Consider the following 20,709-nt stretch of genomic DNA (forward strand, 5'->3'; position numbering starts at 1 on the left):
TAAGAATAAGTATTACTGACCTAAAATCTTCTGCCACCACTGCAACGGCTCGCCGCAGTTTTTAGCTGGGTTATAAGTGCCTCTCAGGGCGGGTAATGCCTCAGTATTGCTGCATCCTGCTTCCTTGGCTTCACCCGTATCTCGGTCAAAATAGCCTTGGATCACACCCGATGGTGGAATCGAACGCAGCCCAATCGGTGGTCGTTCCTTCAAGAAGGCTTGATACACCGCCATCGCCCCGCTGCTACCATAAAGACTGGTTTTTCCGTTATCGTCGCGACCGACCCAAATCGCCGCCACGTTACGCTCATCAAAACCGGCGAACCAAGAATCGCGGCTATCGTTACTGGTACCAGTTTTACCCGCCAGCGCCACACCCGGGAAGGCATTGCCTAAGCGCGTTGCCGTACCCGAACGCACCACTTGCTGCATGGCATATTGCACCAAAAAGTCGGTATCTGGCGTAATCGCTTGCTCTTTGGCTGAACGCGTTACGGGTAAAGGCTGATTATCACTATCGAGCACTGCGGTGACTGTGGTGAGTTTACGGTAAGCGCCGCTATCGGCGAGGGTTTGATAAACCTGCGCCACCATTAAGGGCGAGCCATTCACCGCGCCCAGTAGCATCGATGGATATTCGTTAAGCGGCTCCGACCAGCCCGACTTAGCCAAGGTGGTTGCCACGGCATCGACCCCAACGGCAATCCCAAGGTTTACCGTCGGCACGTTCATCGATTTTTTAAGCGCCGTTAACAACGAAACTTGGCCGCTAAAGGTCTTATCAAAGTTCTGCGGTGACCAGGTTTTGCCTTGCTCATTCTTTAGGGTAATCGGCTGATCTTTAAGTGGCGTGGCCAAAGTAAATTGACTATTTGGTGCCAAAGCGGTGGCGTACACAAATGGCTTGATAAGCGAGCCAATCGGTCTGCGGATCTCCACTGCGCGGTTATAACCGTCAAAGCCCGGCGTTTTATCACCCACCATAGCCGCGATACCGCCAGTGTATTTGTCGGTGACCACCATACCAATCTGCAACGACTTATTGCCCTTATCTAAGCTCTTAAAGGTTTGAGTCACGGCAATTTCGGCGGCCTCCTGCGCCATTGGATCGAGTGTGGTATAAATCTTCACCCCAGATTGTTTTAATAACGCATCGCCGTAGCGCTCATTAACCTCTTGTTTAACCAAGGCATAAAACGCAGGTAATTTTTGATGCACAGGCTTATTGGCATTACGCAAACCTAAGGGCGACTCCACCGCCACCTTGTATTGCGCGGTAGTCAGCTCGCCCGACTCCATCAATAACCGCAGCACTAAATCGCGGCGCTCTAAGCTGCGCTCTGGGTAGCGCCATGGGTTGTAGTAAGATGGCCCCTTAATCGCCGCCACTAAAAAGGCTTGCTGCGCCGTGGTTAACTCACCGATGGGACGACCAAAATAGAATTGCGAAGCCAGCCCCATACCATGCACGGCACGGGATTTATCTTGCCCCATATACACTTCGTTGAGATAAGCCTCGAGAATTTCTTCCTTGCTGTAACGAAAATCAATAATTACCGCCATTAAGGCTTCGCGAACCTTACGCAACAATGAGCGCTCGCTTGAAAGAAAGAAGTTTTTCGCCAACTGCTGGGTCAGTGTCGAACCGCCCTGCACGGTACGCCCTGCGCTGATATTTACAAAAGCAGCACGCAGAATCGCGAAGGGGTTCACCCCGTGGTGCTCGTAAAAACTGCGGTCTTCCACCAGCAATAGTGCCTGCACAATATGTTTGGGCATATCTTCGGTAGAGACAAAGAGCCTGTCTTCGCCGTCACCGGTGATCATGCGGTCAAGTAAAACGGGTTCTAAATGGAATACCGCTAACTGGCGCTTATCCTCCATTCGGGCAATAGAGCTGACGCCTTCGCTATCGAAGGTGATCATCACTCGCTGTTCTGGCTGATCGCCTTCGGGATGTAAAAAGGGTCGACGCCATAATTCGATTTTGGTGCTCGATGCCGAAAACTCGCCTACCTCGCGGGGGTTCGCCACTTTGCGATAGCCAAGTAGTTTTAACTCGGCCATCAACTGTGGATGACTCACCGCTGCTCCTGGGTATAAGGCCATGGAACGGCTAAAAACTTGTGCAGGTAAATGCCATTTTTGCCCTTCAAACTTACGGGCGATAATTTGGTCGAGGTAAATACCGTAGAAGGTCACAACGGCGAGGCCGATTAAGGCGAGCTTCCAGGTGAGCGACCAAATTTGCCCAAATAGGCCACGGCTTCGCTTCGCTTTACGTTGGGCTGGCGCTTTTTTTGTCGTATGAGTTGTCATATCTACTTCATCATTTATGCGTTAACGGCATCAGTCACAGGCACAACACAAGGTTGTAAATCAAAGCAGTCTAAAGGCTATGACTGAGATAAACCTAAGGTTTTCTTCTTGGTATATTTTGTCGGTAGCGTATTGGCAGGGTCGTCCGGCCACAGGTGTTTAGGGTAACGCCCACGCATTTCTTTTTTCACTTCAACATAGGGCCCTTGCCAAAAACTGGCGAGATCTGCCGTCAGTGCCAAAGGGCGCTGCGCCGGAGACAGCAACTCCATCGTCACCTTCAGCTTACCTTGGGCTAGTAGCGGGCTGTCAGCCATACCAAAGGTTTCCTGCAAGCGAACCCGCAGTAAGGCGCGACCCGAAGTCTCGTAAACTATGGGCGCGAAAGTGCCCGTGGCTAAAGGCCATGAGGTCGGCAACAGTGCATCAAGCGCCTGCTGCTGCGACCAACTCAATTGATTCATCACTAAACTAAAGCAATCGAGTTTTTGTAATTGCGGCAGATTATTCACATTTTCAAGGTAAGGCGCCAGCCATGTTTCAAGGTTTGCCAGCAGCGCGGCATCGCTCATATCCGGCCAATCAGCATTCGGATCTAACTCACGCGCTAAATGCAATCGCGCTTGAAACTGCGCTAAGTTATCGTGCCAATTAAGAATTTGTAAGCCTTGCTGACGGATATAACTCACTAATGCCGCCACAATTTGCGCCCGATTAGGGTTAGCAATCGTCTCGGATTTCAGTAATATCTGCCCGACTTTTGCTTGCCGCTCAGCAACAGCGCGACCTTTGGTTTCATCCCAACCGCACTGCTCATGAGTATCAACTAAGTCGGCTAACTCATGATCAAATAGGCTCGGTTGCAACGGACAAGCTAAATAGATCCGCCCAGCATTTTTACCTTCGGTTTCTTGAAAATCAGCCACCACCAACCAAGGCGTTTGCGCTAAGGCATCTTCAGCGTTGAGCACCACACCCGTTCCATTGGCCAATTGATAACCCTCGACACCGCGGGATTTGGCGATGCGATCGGGATAAGCCTGCGCCAACAGTAAACCGACATCCTGATGATGCGCATGGGAGGCGATGGCCACTAAATCGGCCTGAGTGAATTGCTTATCTAGCGCCAGCTTTTTAAGCCATTGTTTGGCCTGCTGCCCGGCACTGCCTTGGGTGGCAAAATGCAAGTAATTCATGATATCTGCGCCTTTGCGTGGCAATCCCCGCGCCTCTAAAATACCCGCGAGCAAGCAGGCCAAGGCCGCAAGTTCTGTAGAATGGGACTTAGCAGCTAATAACATGTGCGCGAGGCGCGGATGACAGCCCAGCTCATAGGCGGCTTTGCCGTGCAGAGTGAGTTTGTTTTGCCCATCGACCACGCCTAAGCGCTGCAGCAGTTGCCACGCCAGCGCTTCGTTCACGCTCGGCGGCGCTGTCAATAACAGCAAATCGCTGAAGGATTTAGCGCCCCAATAGGCACAGTCATGGGCCATTGAGACTAAATCGGCTTGGCTGATTTCGGGCTCATCGGCTTTGAGCAGACGTTGATGCTCTTCTTGGCCCCATAATCGAATACACACGCCCGCAGCTAAACGGCCAGCGCGGCCAGCTCGTTGGGTTGCCGAGGCTTGGCTAATACGTTTAAGGCTTAAGCGCGTAACCCCCGTTTTAGGGTTAAAACTCGCTTGGCGTTTATAGCCACTATCGATAACCAGCCCAATGCCTTCAATGGTGAGGCTCGACTCGGCAACGTTGGTGGAGAGCACTATTTTACGCCTGCCACTTGCGTCTGCCTTAATCGCCCTATCCTGTTCCTGCGCGGACAACTCGCCATAAAGCGGACAAATTGCCACACGGCTACCATCGAGGCGCTCCGCCAAATACTGCGCCACCCTGAGGATTTCCGCCTTACCGGGTAAAAACACCAGTATATCCTGCGGGCCACTATCCGTTATTGAGGTAGCACTATCGAGCACGGTGCGGCTCAGATGATCGAGCCAATGCTGCTGGCCCGCGACTGCACGGTAGATGATTTCAACCGGAAAACTGCGCCCTTCACTCTTGAGCAGGGCTGCGTTTGGCATTAACTCACTGAGCGCAAGGCCAGATAAGGTTGCCGACATGGCGAGGATTTTTAAGTCATCCCGCAGTGAGCTTTGCACTTCGAGAGCGAGAGCTAAACCAAGATCTGTGGTCAAATGCCGCTCGTGGATCTCATCGAAAATGATCATATCGATCCCAGTCAATTCAGGATCTTGCTGGATCATTCGGGTTAATATCCCTTCGGTAACAATCTCAAGCCGAGTCTCACCACTGACCTTTGACTCACCGCGCACCCTAAAACCGACCTCTTGCCCTACCGCCTGTTGCCGACAACTGGCAATAAATTGCGCCACACTGCGGGCGGCCACACGTCGAGGTTCCAGCATTAAAATCCGCCCAGAAACCTCAGCCCAATCCAAGATAGCTAAAGGCAAGGCGGTGGATTTACCCGCGCCTGTGGGTGCCTCGAGGATCACTTGGGCATGCGTTGCAAAGGCATCACGCAGAGATGGCAGTAAGGAATGAATAGGTAGATTGTTCAATGCAACAGTATCAACAGGGAAAAATGATGTGGCAGTTTAACATAGGCCTTTGGCAGTGTCCCTCCTGCAGCCTCGGCTTTGATACGTCGCAGTTTGGCATTGGCTTGCTAAAAATAGCATCGCCCCGACAGCAAGGCTCTCAGGGCGCTAATAGCACAAATAAGCCGAGTTAGAACTGATAGGTCAGCTTAGCCCAGAGATTACGCCCCGGCTCGTTGACCCTGAACATGGCCTCACTACCAGGCAGATCATTACCCGTACCCGCCTTACTCACATGCTCTGCGTAGGTTGCATCAAACAGGTTTTCGACACCAAAGATAAAGGATAAATCCTTGCTGTATGACCAAGAAGCATTGAGTGCCAAGGTACCAAAGCCACTACTTGGGCCTAAGTCTTGGCCCACAATATTGCCGTGACCTAAGGTATAACGATCCTGCGATGCAACCAGCCGCCACTGCGCCGCCATTGTCCAAGCTTGCCATTGATAATTAACAATTAATCTTGCCTCTAACGGCGATATTTGCCCGAGTGCGACCTTGTCGGTATCGTTTTCACCTTGGGTATAACTTAAGGTAAGTTGAGTCGACCATTGGTCATTAAACGCATAGTCTAGGCTTGCTTCGCCACCGAATAAGCTGGCATCAATATTACGGGCTACCGTGGTATTGCTGGTCGAATCAATCAAAATATAGTCATTAATCTCACCGTAAAATAGTGACACTGACGCTTCAACCGGGCCTTGGTAAATCCAGCCTATATCAAATTGATTGGTCGTTTCTGCCTTAAGATCAAAGGCTTTCTGTGCGGGATTATCGGCGCTAGCCTTCATGATCTCCCAATAGTCTGGCACGCGCTGCGCCGAGCCAAATCCAGCATAGTATTGATGAGCATCGAGTTGATATTCATAACGCACATAACCGCTGTAGAGGGTATCCTCCCGCTCACCCTGCTGGGCGATTAACAATTCGCTATCCCAGCGATCAACTCTCAGTCCTGCGTGCAAACTACTGTTACCTGAACCTTGGTTATCAAAGCCGTAACGGGATTCGGCAAACAGGCCATAGTTTTTATAGCGCATATCTTCCTTAAACGACTTATTGAGTAAGTCGTCTAAACCAACATCTCCCATTGCCATGCTGCGGCCATCATGCGCGCTAGACATATAATCCAGCCCTAGTGTTAATTCGAGGCCATCGAGCGGGGTTAAATCAAACCAAAGATGACCACCGTCGGTCATCCGACGCACATTCGAGCCAGAATTCACCCCTTCATCAAATCGGTCCATAATATGGTCGTTCTTATTGCTAAAGGCTTGTAACTCGACTGCGGCCAGCCAGGTCGACTCAAACTCATGTTGTATGAGCACCGCCGCATCACGGTTATCAATTTGGCGAGCCTTATTTAATCTGTCGGCATACTCTGCCTCACCGCTCGACTCACCGTAAGCTAACTCCACAACGGTACGCTCAGTAGGTGTCCAACCTAGGGCAAGATTGGCGTTTTGGCGGTCATAACTGGATTGGACCTTATTGCCATTGCCGTCCTGATAATGATCACTACTCGATTGATTAATATCAAAATCAAGGTAGTAATTCTTATCACCGGCACTCAACTCCACCATGGCATCTCGTCTATCGAAACTGCCACCCGTCGCACTGGCACGCCCTTCAAGATCCGCTTGATTAAAACGATGGCGATTTTTCTCAAACAGAATAGTGCCCGCGGTGCCGACGGGGCCATATTTCACCGTCTGCGGGCCTTTAATAACCGTTATCTGATCGTAAGTTTCGGGATAAATATAATTGGTTGGCGGATCCATACGTCCACCACAGGCACCATATACATGCTGGCCATCATCAACGATGTTTAAGCGCGAACCACCCAACCCACGAAACATCGGATCGCCGCCAGAGCCGCCTTTACGGGTGATATTAAATCCCGGAATCGTGCGTAAAAACCCTGAGCCATCATAGGCGGGTAATGGCAATCGATTTTGTTTGGGATCACTCACTAAGTGTACTGGCTGACGCATCACATCAGCGGTAACCAGCAGATAATCTTTACATTTTTGGTCATCACCACAGTCGGTCGCCTCTGTAGACCAGCCCAACTGAGGTAAAGTGGAGCCTAAAATACTCGCTAAAATTAGCGCTAATTTGATCGGTTGATACGGCATGACATTCCCCTACATATTGTTTTTAATGATTTTTGTGGGGGTATTGTTATGACTGGTGATATAAGTGCAATCAAAACTCGGCTTGGCGCGACAATCTGTCGCAGCCTAAGTTGCATGGGCTCACATTAAGGTAAATAGTGATAAATGAGTCACTTACAAATTAAGAATTGCAGAAGTATAAAAACTCACATGAAGGATAACTGCCGTTACAGCAGCCAAGGCTCGGCCAATCCAGAGGTTAATGTTAGCAATGGCGCGGGTTTATTAATCGCATAACCTTGAGCATAATCCACTCCTAAGCTCTTTAATTTTAAACCAATTTCTGTCGATTCAACAAACTCGGCTACCACATCAAATCCCATATCTTGTCCGAGCTGACAAATGGCTTTGATGATTGCTTGATCCGCATCATCGTCACACAGGTTGATAACAAACTGACCATCGATTTTGACGTAATCCACATTTAAACGTTTGAGATAAGCGAAACTTGAAAATCCCGCACCAAAGTCATCCAGTGCGAGCTGGCAATTTAATGGCCTAAGCACTTCAATCAATTTAGTTGCTTGATCTAATTGGCTTACGGCGGCGGTTTCGGTGATCTCAATGCAGAGTTTATCCACCAACTCAGGTTCGGTCATTAGCCGCATTTCAAGCCAATTCATAAACTCACTATCACCCAAAGACGTCGCCGAAAGGTTGACGGATACCAGCCCCAATTGCTGCCAAATCGCTAAATGGCTACTCCCCCACTTCAGCAGATTATCAATGACCCACAAGTCGACTTTGGCGGCCAAGTTATAGCGCTCAGCGGCAGGTAGGAAAATTGCTGGCGAAACAATGTTGCCATTGGGCTGCACCATACGGAGCAGCACTTCTAAATGTAATCCTGGCTCTTCGCAATTTAGTGGTGCAATACTTTGAAAATAAAGCTCAAATTGATTTAACGCGAGGGCACTAACAATATCTACCGAGGCCATCATTTCAGTGTAAAGACGGGTCATTTTAGGATCTTTAGCACTGTATAAATGCCAGCCATTTCGCCCCTTATCTTTGGCGAGTCGACAGGCCGCATCAGCATGGCTCATCACGGTATAAATATCAGAGGCCGACCTATCGAACTTAGCTATCCCCATACTGACGCTGACATTGTGGCAGCGGTTTTCCCAGATAAATTCGTGGGTTGCTAACTGAGTACAAATCCGCTTAGCAATATGCTGCGCCGAATCTACATTGCAGTAATGCATTAAAATACCGAACTCATCACCACCAAGCCGAGCAACGATATCGCCCTTACGCACCAGTTGTTTAAGCCGCAATGTCAACTGGCACAGTAACTTATCCCCCGCTTGATGACCGCTAACATTGTTGATTACTTGAAATTGATCGACATCGATAAAGGCAACACAGGTTGGCATATCATCTTTGCTATGCAGCAAATTATCGAGTAATGCCTCAAAGTGCAGCCGATTGGGCAATCCGGTAAGAGCATCATAGTTAGCATGAAAAGAGAGCTCATCGGCCAGCCGATACTTTTCACTCACATCTTCGGCAATCATAACCAGGGTGTCCTTATCACCGTGGATCTGACTAAAACTGAGCCTTAACCACTCTAATTGATGCAGCGATTTAAGCGGCAATTCGCACCAAGCTTGTCCTAATACGCCTTCACGCACCATATGCAACGTATCGGAGAGCATCGCGTGCTCTTCATCGCGCACCATGCTGAATAAATCGTATCCATGCTGCACTGGCAAGGTTTGCAGCGCCACTTTGTTCAGCATCGTCAGTTGATTTTGTTTATCCAGCAAAGCACAAGCCAAGGGCAATTGATTAAAGACTTCGCGATATTTGTTTTCACTCGCTAACATATCATGGGCGATACGGGTCAGCTCCATCGCCGAACCAATCATCACAGCCGCATGTTGAAACTCCTGAATAAATTCCTCAGTCCACTCACAGCATTCGGAGCAATTTACCGCCCCAAGGGCAATACGGGTTTCTCCAAATACGACGGGGGGTAACACCAGTAGACTTTTGACATCCCAATCCCGTAACAATGCCCGCTCTGCCTGAGCTTCTGACGGTAATGTATTCACATCGGGTAGATTCAGCAGCTTGGGGGTTCTCACAAGGGAGCGAAAAAAAGGCATACGCGCGAGCGGCCAAACGCGAGTCTGCTGGCCCTGGCTAAATTGCGGTTTTAAATACAAATTACGGGTGCGTAAATGGTCGAGGGATAAACTCCCCGTTAGCACAAACACCCCATCACAGTGCAACTGAAGTGTAATCGCCTCTAATGCTCTATCAACATTTTGCTCTAGGGTTTCTAGCGGCGTTTCGCTAAAAATCGTCACTAATGCCTGTTGGAGTGAATTTGCTAAACCATCTGACATGAAAAGGGATTTCCTTACCTACAATTCCATTTAAGGTATTATTGCTACACTTCCCAGAAACAAATTCAAGTCATCGAAAGCCGATGATGAATAATGACCACGGGCCTTTCTGTATTACCAAACAAAAGCATAGCTTATGTTTGGCATTTGAGCAGGTAGCGGAGATAAAGAGTGTTACAACGACTATTTCTTGGATTCGCCCTTAATGAGACTCAACGCATGCCACTGCTGCAATTGCAGCAATGCTTAGCACAACAGTTAACGCCCCATGCAAAACCCGTAAGCAAAGCGAATTTTCATCTCACCCTCGCTTTTTTAGGCTTAGCCAATCAGTCTCAAAAGACACTGCTGCTCGAAGCCGTTGATAGACTGTATCGGCCACGATTTACAGTACAACTAGATAAGCTCGCCGTTTGGCCCAAGGCACAGGTATGTTGTTTAAAGGGAGATAGGGTTAGCCCTGCGTTGGCGTTATTGGCATCGCAGGCGCAAGATTTAGCGCAGCAGTTGCAATTGCATCAGAGCGAACATCCATTTCGACCGCATATCAGCTTGTTTAGAAAAGCCAAGTCATTGAGCACCTTTGATAACGAGCTTCCCCTCAAGGATCTAGCGAATACACCAATAACTGAACTAACGCTCGCTCCCGAACAGCTTCATTTGTACCTTTCTTCAAGCGGTAATCGTGGGGTGGAATATCACATCTTACATTCTTGGCCGCTCGAACAGCCTGAATCCGCCCAATAAATAAGACGCCAGAAACAATCAGCCCGAGCATAGCCCGGGCTGATAAAGATAATAAAACACTAACGGGTTTAATCGAGCAAACGCAGTGTCTCACGGTAGGCGCGTTTCTGCTCATAGCTATGTAAACGCTGCTTAAATTCATCGGTTTTAGTCGCTTCAGCCGTCATCTTCAAAGCTGCAATCGCCTTTTGCTGCGTCGAAACGGCTGCGCCAAAATCGCCCACTTCCGCATAGGCCGCGGCCAAGTTGTCGAGATTAGTGGGATCATTTTCGTTGACCTTAAGGAGCTGTAGAGATAACTGAAGCGCTTTATTGCCATCACGGTATTCGGCCTCTGGGCAAGTTGCGAGAATCCAAGCCACATTGCCAAGGGCAATATCATCGCCAACACGGGAAAATTGCTCTACCGCTTTGCCGCAATTGCGCTTAACGCCATCACCACCCGAAGCGTAAATAAAGCCTAAACGAAACTGTGCCCAACGATTACCACGCTCCCCCATATCCTTATACCAACGCTCGGCTACAGCTAAGTCTCGTTTTATCAATTGGCCTTCAAAGGAGAGATCCGCCAAAGTTTGCTGCGCCTTTTCGTGTTGTTGCTCGGCGGCGAGAGTTATCCAGTGCAGTCCTGATGGCACTTCTTGCTGCACATAACGTCCAGAGAGAAACATCAGTCCCAGTAAAAATTGCGCATCGGCATCACCTTGTTCCGCCTGAACTTGAATATGCACAAATTTACTCGCCGCAATTTCATTTGCGGGCTGCGGGATAGAAAATGCGTATGCAGCAGAACTTAATCCAACGGATAAAGTCAATCCTGCACCGAAAACCCATTGTCTGTATTTCACGTGGTAACCTCTTCGAAAAACAACCGCGTCCCCAAGTTAGCCAGAATTAACCCTATAAGTCGAGTCTAAATAGGTTCAATTGACCTTAAATAAAGGGAAAAATCACCGCTGATTTTTAAATTGCTCGACTCACCATGTCAGGCCACTAAGGTTTACGATTATTTTACTCACAAAAAACCCTTAAAAGCCTTTATAAGATGTGATTAACTCTACAGAGTTAAGTGAATCCAGTGAGTTTGACACCGATTTAGTTGACTAATATCACTAAAGTAGCAAAATAAGCTCTAATTTTAGTTGGTTAATTGCATTTATTCACTCATTCTAAACTAAGATGTCCATCAAGTTTTTATGGGTGTAATTGACGTAAAATGCTTATTTAGAATATTCTTACTTTCGTTTTAATCAATCGAGGAACATCGACATGGCTCTGATTGGTAAGCCAAAACCGGACCCAACTTTGGAATGGTTTTTATCACACTGTCACATTCATAAGTATCCCGCTAAAAGCACCTTGATCCATGCTGGTGAAGACTCAGATACCCTTTATTACATCGTAAAAGGTTCTGTTGCGGTATTGATTAAAGATGAAGAAGGTAAGGAAATGATCCTATCTTATCTTAATCAAGGCGACTTTATCGGTGAGTTAGGATTGTTCGAAGAACAAGCTGAACGTACTGCTTGGGTTCGTGCAAAACAAGCATGTGAAATTGCTGAAATCTCTTACAAGAAGTTCAAGCAATTAATCCAAGTTAACCCCGAAATTCTGATGAAGCTTTCGGCTCAAATGGCATACCGCCTACAGAGCACTAGCCAGAAAGTCGGTAATTTAGCATTCCTCGATGTGGCAGGCCGTATTGCCCAAACATTGTTGCATTTAGCAAAACAACCTGATGCCATGACTCACCCAGACGGCATGCAAATTAAGATCACTCGCCAAGAAATTGGTCAGATCGTTGGTTGTTCCCGCGAAACTGTGGGTCGTATCTTAAAGATGCTTGAAGAACAAAATCTCATTCAAGCACACGGTAAAACCATTGTGGTATATGGCACCCGTTAAGTTAGACTTCAGCTTGATTTAAGCCTGTTTCATTAAAGTGGCCTAGCATAAAATCTAGGCCATTTTTTATTGGGGAGCATAAATGAAACGGCTGTTATTTATCTGTTTTTTCAGTCTGTTTACGCTGGTGCATCCAACAATAATTAACGCCGAACCGATTGAATTAGAACATTATCAAGCCAAGGCTTTAGTCAACTCTGGGCAAATTCTATCACTCAATGGCACCCTTGCCGTGGTCAATCAATTCTGCCAAGGTGAACTAATTGACGCACATCTCTATCAAGAAGATCATAAATGGCGCTATGATTTGCAAATCAAAGTTCAACGCGGCCAAATTGTGAATCTGAGTATTGATGCCACCAATGGTCAACTTGAACACTCCACCGCACTACCGAGCGAATGTCGAAAACATGAAACTGCTACTCGTTGAAGATAATCCGATGTTGGTCTCCGAACTGGAGAAACAACTCAAACAGGCTGGCTACGTTACCGATATTACTGACAAAGCGGTTGAAGCCGATTACCTCGTTAAAGAAACCCAATACGATTGCGTGATCTTAGATATTGGTCTCCCCGATGGCAATGGGCTGGAATTACTCGAAGGCTGGCGTAATCAAGGCATTAGCACTCCTGTTATTATGTTAACCGCCCGCAGCCAATGGCATGAAAAGGTCGAAGGTTTCAATGCCGGTGCCGATGATTATTTAGGAAAACCCTTCCACGCACAGGAGTTATTAGCGCGTATCCAAGCGCTTATTCATCGCGCCCATGGCCGTTTAAATAATTCCAGCAAGCAACTTAGCTATGGCGGCGTCACCTTAGATGAAGCCGAACAAACCGTCAGCGTTGGCGAGCATTTATATGAATTGACGGCCATGGAATTCAGGCTGTTAAAAATCTTCCTCATGTCACCTAAGAAGCTGTTATCTAAGGCTCAACTGACGGACAAACTCTATCAGTTTGACGACGAGAAAGAGAGTAATGTGGTTGAAGTTTACGTGACTCATCTGCGCAAAAAACTCGGTAAAACTGCGATAGAAACCCGCCGCGGTCAAGGTTATATCTTCCACGGCGTGACTGCATGATCTCGATTCGCACTAAGCTCAGTTTATGGTTAACGGGCTTATTGGTATTAGGCACAGTAGTTGGACTCGTATTATTTGAGTCCATGCTGCGCCAAGCGTTTCACGACTCGATTATCAATCGCTTAGAAGAAGATTTAGAACACATTATGCTGGCAACCCATTTCAATAATGGGGAAATCCACATCGATCAGAGCCAACTGTCGAGCTTCTACCGCCCCGCCTATTCGGGGCGTTATTTCCAGCTAAACCTGCCCAATGAAGTGATCCACTCCCGCTCCCTGTGGGATATGCAGCTCGATATCGAACCTTTAGCGCCAAACCAGACCCGTGTCTGGCAGGCAAAGGGACCTAAAAATAATGATATGCAGTTGTTATCTCTTGGATTAAATTCCAGCAGTGCCAATGTGACCGCTACGCTTACTGTCGCACAAGATTTGAGTATTGGTCGGCGGGTATTTAGTGAAGTCTACGGCACTAAGCTTGGGGTTAACCTCGCCATGTTAGTGGCCATGATCGCGGGTATATTCCTGATCCTGCGCCAATCCTTTAAACCCGTTAAACAGATCCAACATGCACTGTCACGCCTACAAGAAGGCGAGATTAACGCCTTAGAGCTGAATAACATTCCGCCCGAAGTGCAACCGCTGGCGAAGACCTACAACGAGTTATTGGAATACACCGCCAAGCAAATAGAACGTAGCCGCAATAACTTAGGCAACTTAAGCCATGGGCTCAAAACCCCACTGGCAGTGATGCAGCAACAGGTAGAAGCCTTGGGGCTAAAAGATCCCGATACCGCCATGGCGCTGCAACAGCAACTCGACGCTATCCATAAAATGGTCGAGCGTAAGCTTGCGGCGGCGCGGATCACCGGTGATATGTTACCTGCCGCCCAGTTAGTGGTGCCGAGGGATCTCCACAGCCTCGCCAATACCCTCAACAAAGTGCACAGAAGCAAAAACATCAACTGCGACTTTGAGCTCGATCCTAGTATCCAGCGCCTGCCTATTCATAGGGAAGATGGTATGGAGCTCTTAGGGAATTTGCTCGATAACGCCTTTAAATGGGCGGGTAGCCAAGTCACGGTAAAACTGTGGAAGGCGCAAAACAAACTCTGCCTTAGCATCGATGATGATGGCCCAGGTGTTGCTGACGACGAACTCGACAAACTCACCCAAAGGGGCACACGCCTTGATGAATCCGTCATGGGCCATGGCCTAGGTTTATCGATAGTGAAGGAAATTGCCGAGCAATATGGCATTGAACTTAAGTTTAAACACAGCAGCCACTTATCTGGCCTCAGTATTGAACTAGTCTTTGGCTAACGAGTGCTTAGCTAAGAGTGCTTAGCGAACATGTGTTGAGCTAACTATTGTTGTTCTAGCTACTTGCACTAAGTGCCACCCATAAAAAACGCCATCAATTGATGGCGTTTTTGTTTGAGATTAAGTCAGCAACAACCTAATTCATTAGGTTTTTTTCGCGTTGGTGCTCTCAAAAATCTTATCGGCTGATGCGGCCACAAAGCCGGTATACAGCTCACCATTCGCCTTTGGATAACGCAGGGCAAACTCATAAAAGCAGCTTGGGATCTCAACCGTTGTATCGCTAAATGCCACAGCGATTTTATCGGCCATAGTCGATGATTGCTCCAGTAACACCTCTGGTGAACCTTTGATTTCGCCACCTGAACTATTCAGCACAAAGCCCGCTTGTTTGAGTGCATCATTTACCGACTCTAAGGTATCAAAACCCTCGAGGTGGTTGATAGAGACAGTAAAGTGATTGGCGCGGTAGCCAAAGGCTGCGACCCAAGCCGCATATTCACTCTCTTCGAGCAGCGTCTCGTAGGTTTTAGCATCCAGCGTCCAATGACGACCCGAATAGATAAAGTTATCCGCTTTCGTCGCTTGCTCATCCACTTGGGCAATCAAGCCTTGGATAGTGCTTTGCAGTGATGGGCTAAATTCTTCCACCAATAGCTCAGAAATAAACACCTTAGGTTGAGTCGCATCTGGGTGCTCAAAATGCTTTGCTACCAGTTTTTTCTGTTCAAACTTATAGTCACCGCAGGCCACATAACCTAAAGAAGTAAAGTGCTCTGCTAATACGGCTAAATTCACCTTAGCGATGTTAAAAGTACGCAGAGCGATATGGTCGTTGATAATCGGCTTGCCGTGTCCAAGTAGCTCGTGCACCTTGGCCGCTGATGGGGTCATTTGAATATAGTCTTGCCAGAGGGCGGCAAATAACGCATTGATATCTGTGTGCATAAAAACTCCTTTTATTGTGCTGCGACTATAGTGCGTATTGTTTTGCCGCTCGCACTCAATGTAACGACCCTAGCCACTTGCTGCACAACGGCGCTCAGTAGCAGCCCAAGTAACGTTACTGCTTGTGATGAAAAAGGAAGAACCTAGGTTCTTCCTCAATGATGTCACTCTAAACTTAACCCTGGGCTTAAGCTTACGGGCAAGCTCACCGCATCGGCCTCAACGGAGGCAACGGGATAAGCACAGTAGTCGGCAGCATAAAATGCACTCGCCCTGTGGTTACCCGAAGCACCTACGCCACCAAAGGGCGCAGCACCCGAGGCACCAGTGATCTGCTTGTTCCAGTTCACAATCCCCGCACGAATGCGGGCAAGGAAATACTCATAATCATCACGGCTATCGGCCAAGATACCTGCGGATAAGCCATAACGGGTTTGGTTAGCCAGCTTAATCGCTTGGTCAAAATCACTGTAGCGCACTAATTGCAGCAGTGGACCAAAGTATTCCTCATCGGGTAACTCGCTCACCGCTGTGACATCGATAAGCCCGGGTGAGACTAAGCCTGTTCCAGCTTGCAGGTGAGTGAGTTCAACCAGTGACACGCCGCCTAAGTTCTGCAAGTTAGCCTGCGCCGCCACCATACCTTTCGCTGCGCCTTCGGAAATCATTGAGCCCATAAATGGTTGTGGCTGCGCGTTCCAAGGACCGACTTTAATCTGCTTCACCGCTTCAACCAGCTTGGCGACCAAGGCATCGCCCTGCTCGCCTTGCTCAACATAGAGCCTTCGGGCACAGGTACAACGCTGGCCTGATGAAATATAAGCCGATTGCAGAATATCGTGCACAGCGGCTTTAATATCGGCCACGCCTTTAATAATCAGCGGGTTATTACCGCCCATTTCTAAGGCGAGGATCTTACCTGGATGACCCGCATATTGCTGGTGCAACAGGTGACCGGTGCGAGAACTGCCGGTAAAGAACAGCCCGTCGAGTTGTGGGTGCGACGCCAGCGCCTTACCCGTATCGACTTCACCTTGGACTAAGTTGATTACACCCGCGGGCAGACCCGCTTTTTCCCAGAGAGAGACCATTAACTCGGCCACTTTAGGCGTCAATTCAGAGGGCTTAAACACCACGGTATTGCCCGCAAGCAATGCTGGCACTATATGACCATTGGGTAAATGCCCTGGGAAGTTATAGGGCCCAAACACAGCAACCACACCGTGAGGCTTATGGCGTAGCACGGCGCGCCCTACTGGCGTGTCATTGGCTTCAGTGCCGGTGCGCTTGTTATAAGCCGTTGCCGACAGGCCAATCTTACCAATCATGGCAGCAACTTCTGTCGCCGTTTCCCACTGGGGTTTACCGGTTTCCTGAGCGATCGTTTCGGCTAATTCGGCTTTGTTCGCTTCGAGTTGGCTACGATAAGCTTCAACTATCTTTAGACGCGCATCAAAACCTAACATAAACCAATCGAACTGAGCTTCACGGGCGGCATCGACGGCAGCGTTGACTTGATCGGCTGTCGCCGTTTGGCCGCGCCAAATAATTTCGCCATTTGCTGGGTTGCTAGAGGTCACATCATGACCCTTGCCAGCGTGCCACTGGCCTTTAATAAAATGTGTCATTTGCTATTCCTACATTGCCAAAATACGGATTTGATCGCCTTTTGCGAGTAACAAACCTTCGGCGAGTTCTGGGCTAATTACCACCTGCTCTGCTTTATCATCAACGCAAAGATAAGCTGCGGTCGCTCTGTAATTGGCTAATTGAGTGTTAGAGACAATAAATTGCTTATCGGATTCAGGCATATCACCAATTTCGACCGTCAGTAGACGGCTTTCACGCACGGCGCGAATATCGGTTAAACGGCATTCGACCGTTGGGCCACCATCGAAAATATCCACATAACCGCGGCATCTAAAACCTTCGGCCTGCAGCAAACTTAGGGCCGGACGCGTATTAGTGTGTACTTCGCCGATCACTTTTTGCGCTTCTTCTGGCAGCAGACAAACATACACGGGGTTACGGGGCATCATCTCCGCCATAAAGGCTTTTTTACCTAAGCCAGACAGGTAGTCAGCTTGAATAAAATCAATGCCTAAAAAGTTTTTTTGCAACCAACCATAGAAGGGAGAATGACCATCTGCATCACTTACGCCACGCATTTCAGCAATCACAGTTTCGCCAAAGCGTTTGGCATGCTGCGCCAAAAACAGAAAACGGCTGCGGGATAACATGCGGCCATTATTCCCCTTACGATAAGGCTCCCGTAAAAACAGGGTACAAAGCTCAGCGGCGCCAGTGTAATCGTGACAAAGAGTTAAGGTTTCCACCTCGTTGCGAACTTCAATTTGCTCAGAATGGTACACCTCAGTTCCGAGGCGATAGTGGTAGAAGGCATCCTCCATACCGACTGCGGCTTCAATCGCGCAGGTGCCGACCACTTCACGGGTCGCGGTATCCTCGAGCACCATTAAGTAGCCTTCATCAAAGGGCTTATCGACAACTTTGGCAAAAGAGGCTTCAGCACGGGCAATTTTATGCCGAAGCAAATCGGCATTGACTGGCAATGAGGTAAAGCCATGACCAGACTCTTCGGCAATTTGGTATAGAGATTCAAAGTCGCCAGCCCGAATAGGACGTATGATTAACATCTTAGTGTCTCCTCACTTAAGCTTGCAGTGCACCAATGCGCCTATCTTCAAAAGACAGGAATGATATCTGCAAGAATTCCCTGACAAAAAAGGAGTGCGAATAAAATTCAGCACTCCTTTGGTCCTTAGGCAGCGGCGATGCTCGCCACGGCACGTTCAAAACGTGCCAGACCTTCTGCAATATCTGCCTCAGGGATCACCAGTGAAGGTGCAAAACGAACTACGTTGGCCCCCGCCATCAGGCTCATTAAGCCTTCAGCAACAGATGCCACTAAAAAGTCACGTGAACGACCTTGATATTGTTCATTAAGAACCGCCCCTAACAGTAAGCCTTTACCGCGAACTTCAGAGAAAACGTGATATTTTTCATTAATTTTGTTCAAGCCGTCGCGTAATAATTGCTCGCGATGTTTCACACCATTCAAAACTTCTGGCGTGTTAACCACATCTAATACCGCGTTGCCGATAGCACAAGCTAATGGATTACCACCATAGGTTGAACCGTGAGTCCCCACTTTTAGGTGCTCAGCAATTTCCGCAGTAGTCAGCATAGCTGCAATAGGGAAACCACCGCCAAGTGCTTTAGCCGTGGTAAGAATATCCGGCACTATGTCGGTGCCCATGTAAGCATAAAGTTCACCCGTACGGCCAACACCAGTTTGTACTTCGTCGAAAATCACCAGTGCATTGTGTTTATTAGCCAGTTCACGCACCGCTTTGAGGAACGCAGGATCAGCATTAATAATACCGCCCTCACCTTGCAGCGGCTCTAGCATGATGGCGCAGGTTTTATCCGATACGGCCGCTTCTAATGCCGCAACATCGTTATAAGGTAAGTGGGTGATGCTTTGCGGTTTTGGACCAAAACCATCGGAATAGGCCGCTTGACCACCAACGCTCACAGTGAAAAAAGTACGACCGTGGAAGGCTTTATCGAAGGCGATGATTTCATCTTTCTCTACGCCGTATTTTTCTAAAGCATAACGACGGGCTAATTTCAGTGCCGCTTCGTTGGCTTCGGCGCCAGAGTTGGCAAAATAGACACGCTCAGCAAATGTGCTATTGACTAACTTAGTGGCCAGCTCGAGTGCAGGCTCGTTGGTCATGACGTTAGACAGATGCCATAATTTTTCGCCTTGGGTTTTTAAGGCATTCACTAAGGCAGGATGACAGTGACCTAAGCAATTTACCGCGATACCGCCAGCAAAATCGATAAATTCGTTACCCTCTTGATCCCATACACGGCTGCCTTCGCCACGTACTGGGATCACGGCAGCAGGCGCATAGTTAGGCACCATAACCGCATCAAACTGGGCACGATTCAACTTCATATCAACGCTCATTCTTCTTCATCCTTTGTTTAAATGTAACGGCATCGGGAGCCGTCTGAGTCCCCAACGTATCTTTATCTTGAGTTAGTGATACAGGGTATGCTTGTGTCTATTAATAGCCATTATTAGCGAAATTGTGATCAAAATACCAGTTTTTCACAAACAACATTCACCATGCTTAAGGCCAAAGTGCATAAAGATTGCAGTTTAAGAACTATACAAGCGTTTACGCCAGAGGCATTTAGCATATTTAGTCAGAAAAAAAGTTATTTACCTCTATTTTTGCTAGCTATTCACCGAATATGAATAACTACACAATTTTAACGAATCAGCTGTGAAAGCACAAAATCCGCAATTTGTTCCCTCGCCTCAAGCGCTTCGGGCAACAGATGGAACAGGGGAAAAACATGGGGCATGTTGTGATAAAAACGCGATTCTACCGCGCCACCACTGGCCTTAACTTGCATAACCAGTCGTTCTGAGTCCTGTAAAAGCAACTCACGCGTACCGGCAATCACTAAGAGTGGTGGCAAGTCTGCCAAGTTCCCCTGTAAAGGTGAAACCCGTTCTGAGATAGGATTCGCCCCAGCAAGATACGCCCCGCGCAGCCGCAATAGCGACTCAATGGTAAAGAACGGATCATCCGCGCCTAAAATCAGCTCGGTATCGCCGGTAATCGCTAAATCCAGCGCGGGTGACAACAACACACAGGCTTTAGGCATGGGCAGATGGCGCTTTTTAAGTTCGAGCAACAGACTTAAGGCTAAATTACCGCCGGCAGAATCGCCCATCAGCACTAGGTTATCGCTCCCTTTCAACTCAATTAAGTGCAGGTATGCCTCGAGTACATCGTCACAGGGCGCGGGATACGGATGCTCCGGCGCTAAACGATAATCAGGGATAAACGTATCGAGGCGACAACGTTCGCTGATATCGGCCACCAGTCTTGCGTGGGCATGGGGAGTTTTAAAACAGAATCCGCCGCCACGAATGTAAAATAGATTGCCCAAACGCGGCGTGTCATTGAGCAGCACGTAATGCAGTAGTGTGGAATGTTGTAAGGGAATTGAGGCCGTAACGAGCTTTTCAGGCCATGGCAACCAGCGCTTATCCAGCTCTAATAAACGTTGCCGTACTTGGCTTAGGGGAAGTTTGGCTTTACCTCGGCTGATCGATGGCCGTGCCACATAGGATAAAATAGTATTTAATACAGAAGCTTGCCAGCTTGGCATTTTCCG

15 protein-coding genes are annotated in these 20,709 nt (G+C 48.3%); 5 read left to right on the top strand and 10 right to left on the bottom strand.

The window, feature by feature from the left end; translation table 11 throughout:
* Positions 1 to 12: 12 nt before the first annotated feature.
* The 4 genes from mrcB to JM642_RS17535 form a co-directional block, all read right to left on the bottom strand.
* Positions 13 to 2,319: a penicillin-binding protein 1B gene (gene mrcB, locus JM642_RS17520; RefSeq protein WP_203432248.1), complete on the bottom strand. Its 2,307-nt coding sequence runs from the start codon at positions 2,317 to 2,319 to the stop codon at positions 13 to 15.
* 77 nt (positions 2,320 to 2,396) lie between these two features.
* Positions 2,397 to 4,904, bottom strand: coding sequence for an ATP-dependent helicase HrpB (gene hrpB / locus JM642_RS17525; protein WP_203432249.1), 2,508 nt, complete (start codon positions 4,902 to 4,904; stop codon positions 2,397 to 2,399).
* Positions 4,905 to 5,073: 169 nt separating this feature from the next.
* A complete protein-coding gene (locus JM642_RS17530) occupies positions 5,074 to 7,080 on the bottom strand; it encodes a TonB-dependent copper receptor (protein ID WP_203432250.1) in 2,007 nt (668 codons plus the stop codon).
* Positions 7,081 to 7,286: 206 nt separating this feature from the next.
* Complete coding sequence (locus JM642_RS17535; protein ID WP_037414143.1) at positions 7,287 to 9,473, bottom strand: EAL domain-containing protein; 2,187 nt, start codon at positions 9,471 to 9,473, stop codon at positions 7,287 to 7,289.
* 171 nt (positions 9,474 to 9,644) lie between these two features.
* Here JM642_RS17535 and thpR point away from each other — a divergent pair, with 171 nt between their 5' ends.
* Positions 9,645 to 10,220: an RNA 2',3'-cyclic phosphodiesterase gene (gene thpR / locus JM642_RS17540; RefSeq protein WP_203432251.1), complete on the top strand. Its 576-nt coding sequence runs from the start codon at positions 9,645 to 9,647 to the stop codon at positions 10,218 to 10,220.
* Positions 10,221 to 10,288: 68 nt separating this feature from the next.
* Here thpR and JM642_RS17545 read toward each other — a convergent pair whose 3' ends face one another.
* On the bottom strand, positions 10,289 to 11,068 hold the full coding sequence (locus tag JM642_RS17545) for a tetratricopeptide repeat protein (protein WP_037414147.1): 780 nt from the start codon (positions 11,066 to 11,068) through the stop codon (positions 10,289 to 10,291).
* A gap of 421 nt (positions 11,069 to 11,489) precedes the next feature.
* Here JM642_RS17545 and crp point away from each other — a divergent pair, with 421 nt between their 5' ends.
* The 4 genes from crp (at position 11,490) to JM642_RS17565 (ending at position 14,535) form a co-directional block, all read left to right on the top strand.
* Positions 11,490 to 12,125: a cAMP-activated global transcriptional regulator CRP gene (gene crp, locus JM642_RS17550; protein WP_011070954.1), complete on the top strand. Its 636-nt coding sequence runs from the start codon at positions 11,490 to 11,492 to the stop codon at positions 12,123 to 12,125.
* Between the two features lie 82 nt (positions 12,126 to 12,207).
* Positions 12,208 to 12,555, top strand: coding sequence for a hypothetical protein (locus JM642_RS17555; RefSeq protein WP_037414150.1), 348 nt, complete (start codon positions 12,208 to 12,210; stop codon positions 12,553 to 12,555).
* The gene (locus JM642_RS17560; protein ID WP_037414152.1) at positions 12,536 to 13,210 is read left to right on the top strand and encodes a response regulator transcription factor; all 675 of its coding nucleotides are present in this window, start codon (positions 12,536 to 12,538) and stop codon (positions 13,208 to 13,210) included. Before JM642_RS17555 ends, JM642_RS17560 begins: the two co-directional genes overlap by 20 nt.
* The gene (locus JM642_RS17565) at positions 13,207 to 14,535 is read left to right on the top strand and encodes an ATP-binding protein (RefSeq protein WP_203432252.1); all 1,329 of its coding nucleotides are present in this window, start codon (positions 13,207 to 13,209) and stop codon (positions 14,533 to 14,535) included. Before JM642_RS17560 ends, JM642_RS17565 begins: the two co-directional genes overlap by 4 nt.
* Positions 14,536 to 14,679: 144 nt before the next feature.
* Here the strand turns inward: JM642_RS17565 and JM642_RS17570 are convergent, their stop codons facing one another.
* The 5 genes from JM642_RS17570 to JM642_RS17590 form a co-directional block, all read right to left on the bottom strand.
* Positions 14,680 to 15,483: a DUF1338 domain-containing protein gene (locus JM642_RS17570; protein ID WP_203432253.1), complete on the bottom strand. Its 804-nt coding sequence runs from the start codon at positions 15,481 to 15,483 to the stop codon at positions 14,680 to 14,682.
* 164 nt (positions 15,484 to 15,647) lie between these two features.
* Positions 15,648 to 17,111: a succinylglutamate-semialdehyde dehydrogenase gene (gene astD / locus JM642_RS17575; RefSeq protein WP_203432254.1), complete on the bottom strand. Its 1,464-nt coding sequence runs from the start codon at positions 17,109 to 17,111 to the stop codon at positions 15,648 to 15,650.
* A gap of 9 nt (positions 17,112 to 17,120) precedes the next feature.
* Positions 17,121 to 18,140 (bottom strand): arginine N-succinyltransferase, encoded by a 1,020-nt coding sequence (gene astA / locus JM642_RS17580; protein ID WP_069453617.1) that lies wholly within the window; start codon positions 18,138 to 18,140, stop codon positions 17,121 to 17,123.
* A gap of 125 nt (positions 18,141 to 18,265) precedes the next feature.
* On the bottom strand, positions 18,266 to 19,483 hold the full coding sequence (locus JM642_RS17585) for an aspartate aminotransferase family protein (protein ID WP_037414164.1): 1,218 nt from the start codon (positions 19,481 to 19,483) through the stop codon (positions 18,266 to 18,268).
* A gap of 308 nt (positions 19,484 to 19,791) precedes the next feature.
* A complete protein-coding gene (locus JM642_RS17590; protein ID WP_203432255.1) occupies positions 19,792 to 20,703 on the bottom strand; it encodes an alpha/beta hydrolase in 912 nt (303 codons plus the stop codon).
* Positions 20,704 to 20,709 lie beyond the last annotated feature (6 nt).

The sequence above is a fragment of the Shewanella sp. LZH-2 genome (assembly GCF_016859145.1).
GTDB lineage: Bacteria > Pseudomonadota > Gammaproteobacteria > Enterobacterales > Shewanellaceae > Shewanella > Shewanella xiamenensis.

Coding starts and splice junctions, on each gene's coding strand:
- mrcB (WP_203432248.1), bottom strand. CDS start 2,319: ATGACAACTCATACGACAAAAAAAGCGCCAGCCCAACGTAAAGCGAAG.
- JM642_RS17530 (WP_203432250.1), bottom strand. CDS start 7,080: ATGCCGTATCAACCGATCAAATTAGCGCTAATTTTAGCGAGTATTTTA.
- JM642_RS17535 (WP_037414143.1), bottom strand. CDS start 9,473: ATGTCAGATGGTTTAGCAAATTCACTCCAACAGGCATTAGTGACGATT.
- crp (WP_011070954.1), top strand. CDS start 11,490: ATGGCTCTGATTGGTAAGCCAAAACCGGACCCAACTTTGGAATGGTTT.
- JM642_RS17555 (WP_037414150.1), top strand. CDS start 12,208: ATGAAACGGCTGTTATTTATCTGTTTTTTCAGTCTGTTTACGCTGGTG.
- JM642_RS17560 (WP_037414152.1), top strand. CDS start 12,536: ATGAAACTGCTACTCGTTGAAGATAATCCGATGTTGGTCTCCGAACTG.
- JM642_RS17565 (WP_203432252.1), top strand. CDS start 13,207: ATGATCTCGATTCGCACTAAGCTCAGTTTATGGTTAACGGGCTTATTG.
- JM642_RS17570 (WP_203432253.1), bottom strand. CDS start 15,483: ATGCACACAGATATCAATGCGTTATTTGCCGCCCTCTGGCAAGACTAT.
- astD (WP_203432254.1), bottom strand. CDS start 17,111: ATGACACATTTTATTAAAGGCCAGTGGCACGCTGGCAAGGGTCATGAT.
- astA (WP_069453617.1), bottom strand. CDS start 18,140: ATGTTAATCATACGTCCTATTCGGGCTGGCGACTTTGAATCTCTATAC.
- JM642_RS17585 (WP_037414164.1), bottom strand. CDS start 19,483: ATGAGCGTTGATATGAAGTTGAATCGTGCCCAGTTTGATGCGGTTATG.
- JM642_RS17590 (WP_203432255.1), bottom strand. CDS start 20,703: ATGCCAAGCTGGCAAGCTTCTGTATTAAATACTATTTTATCCTATGTG.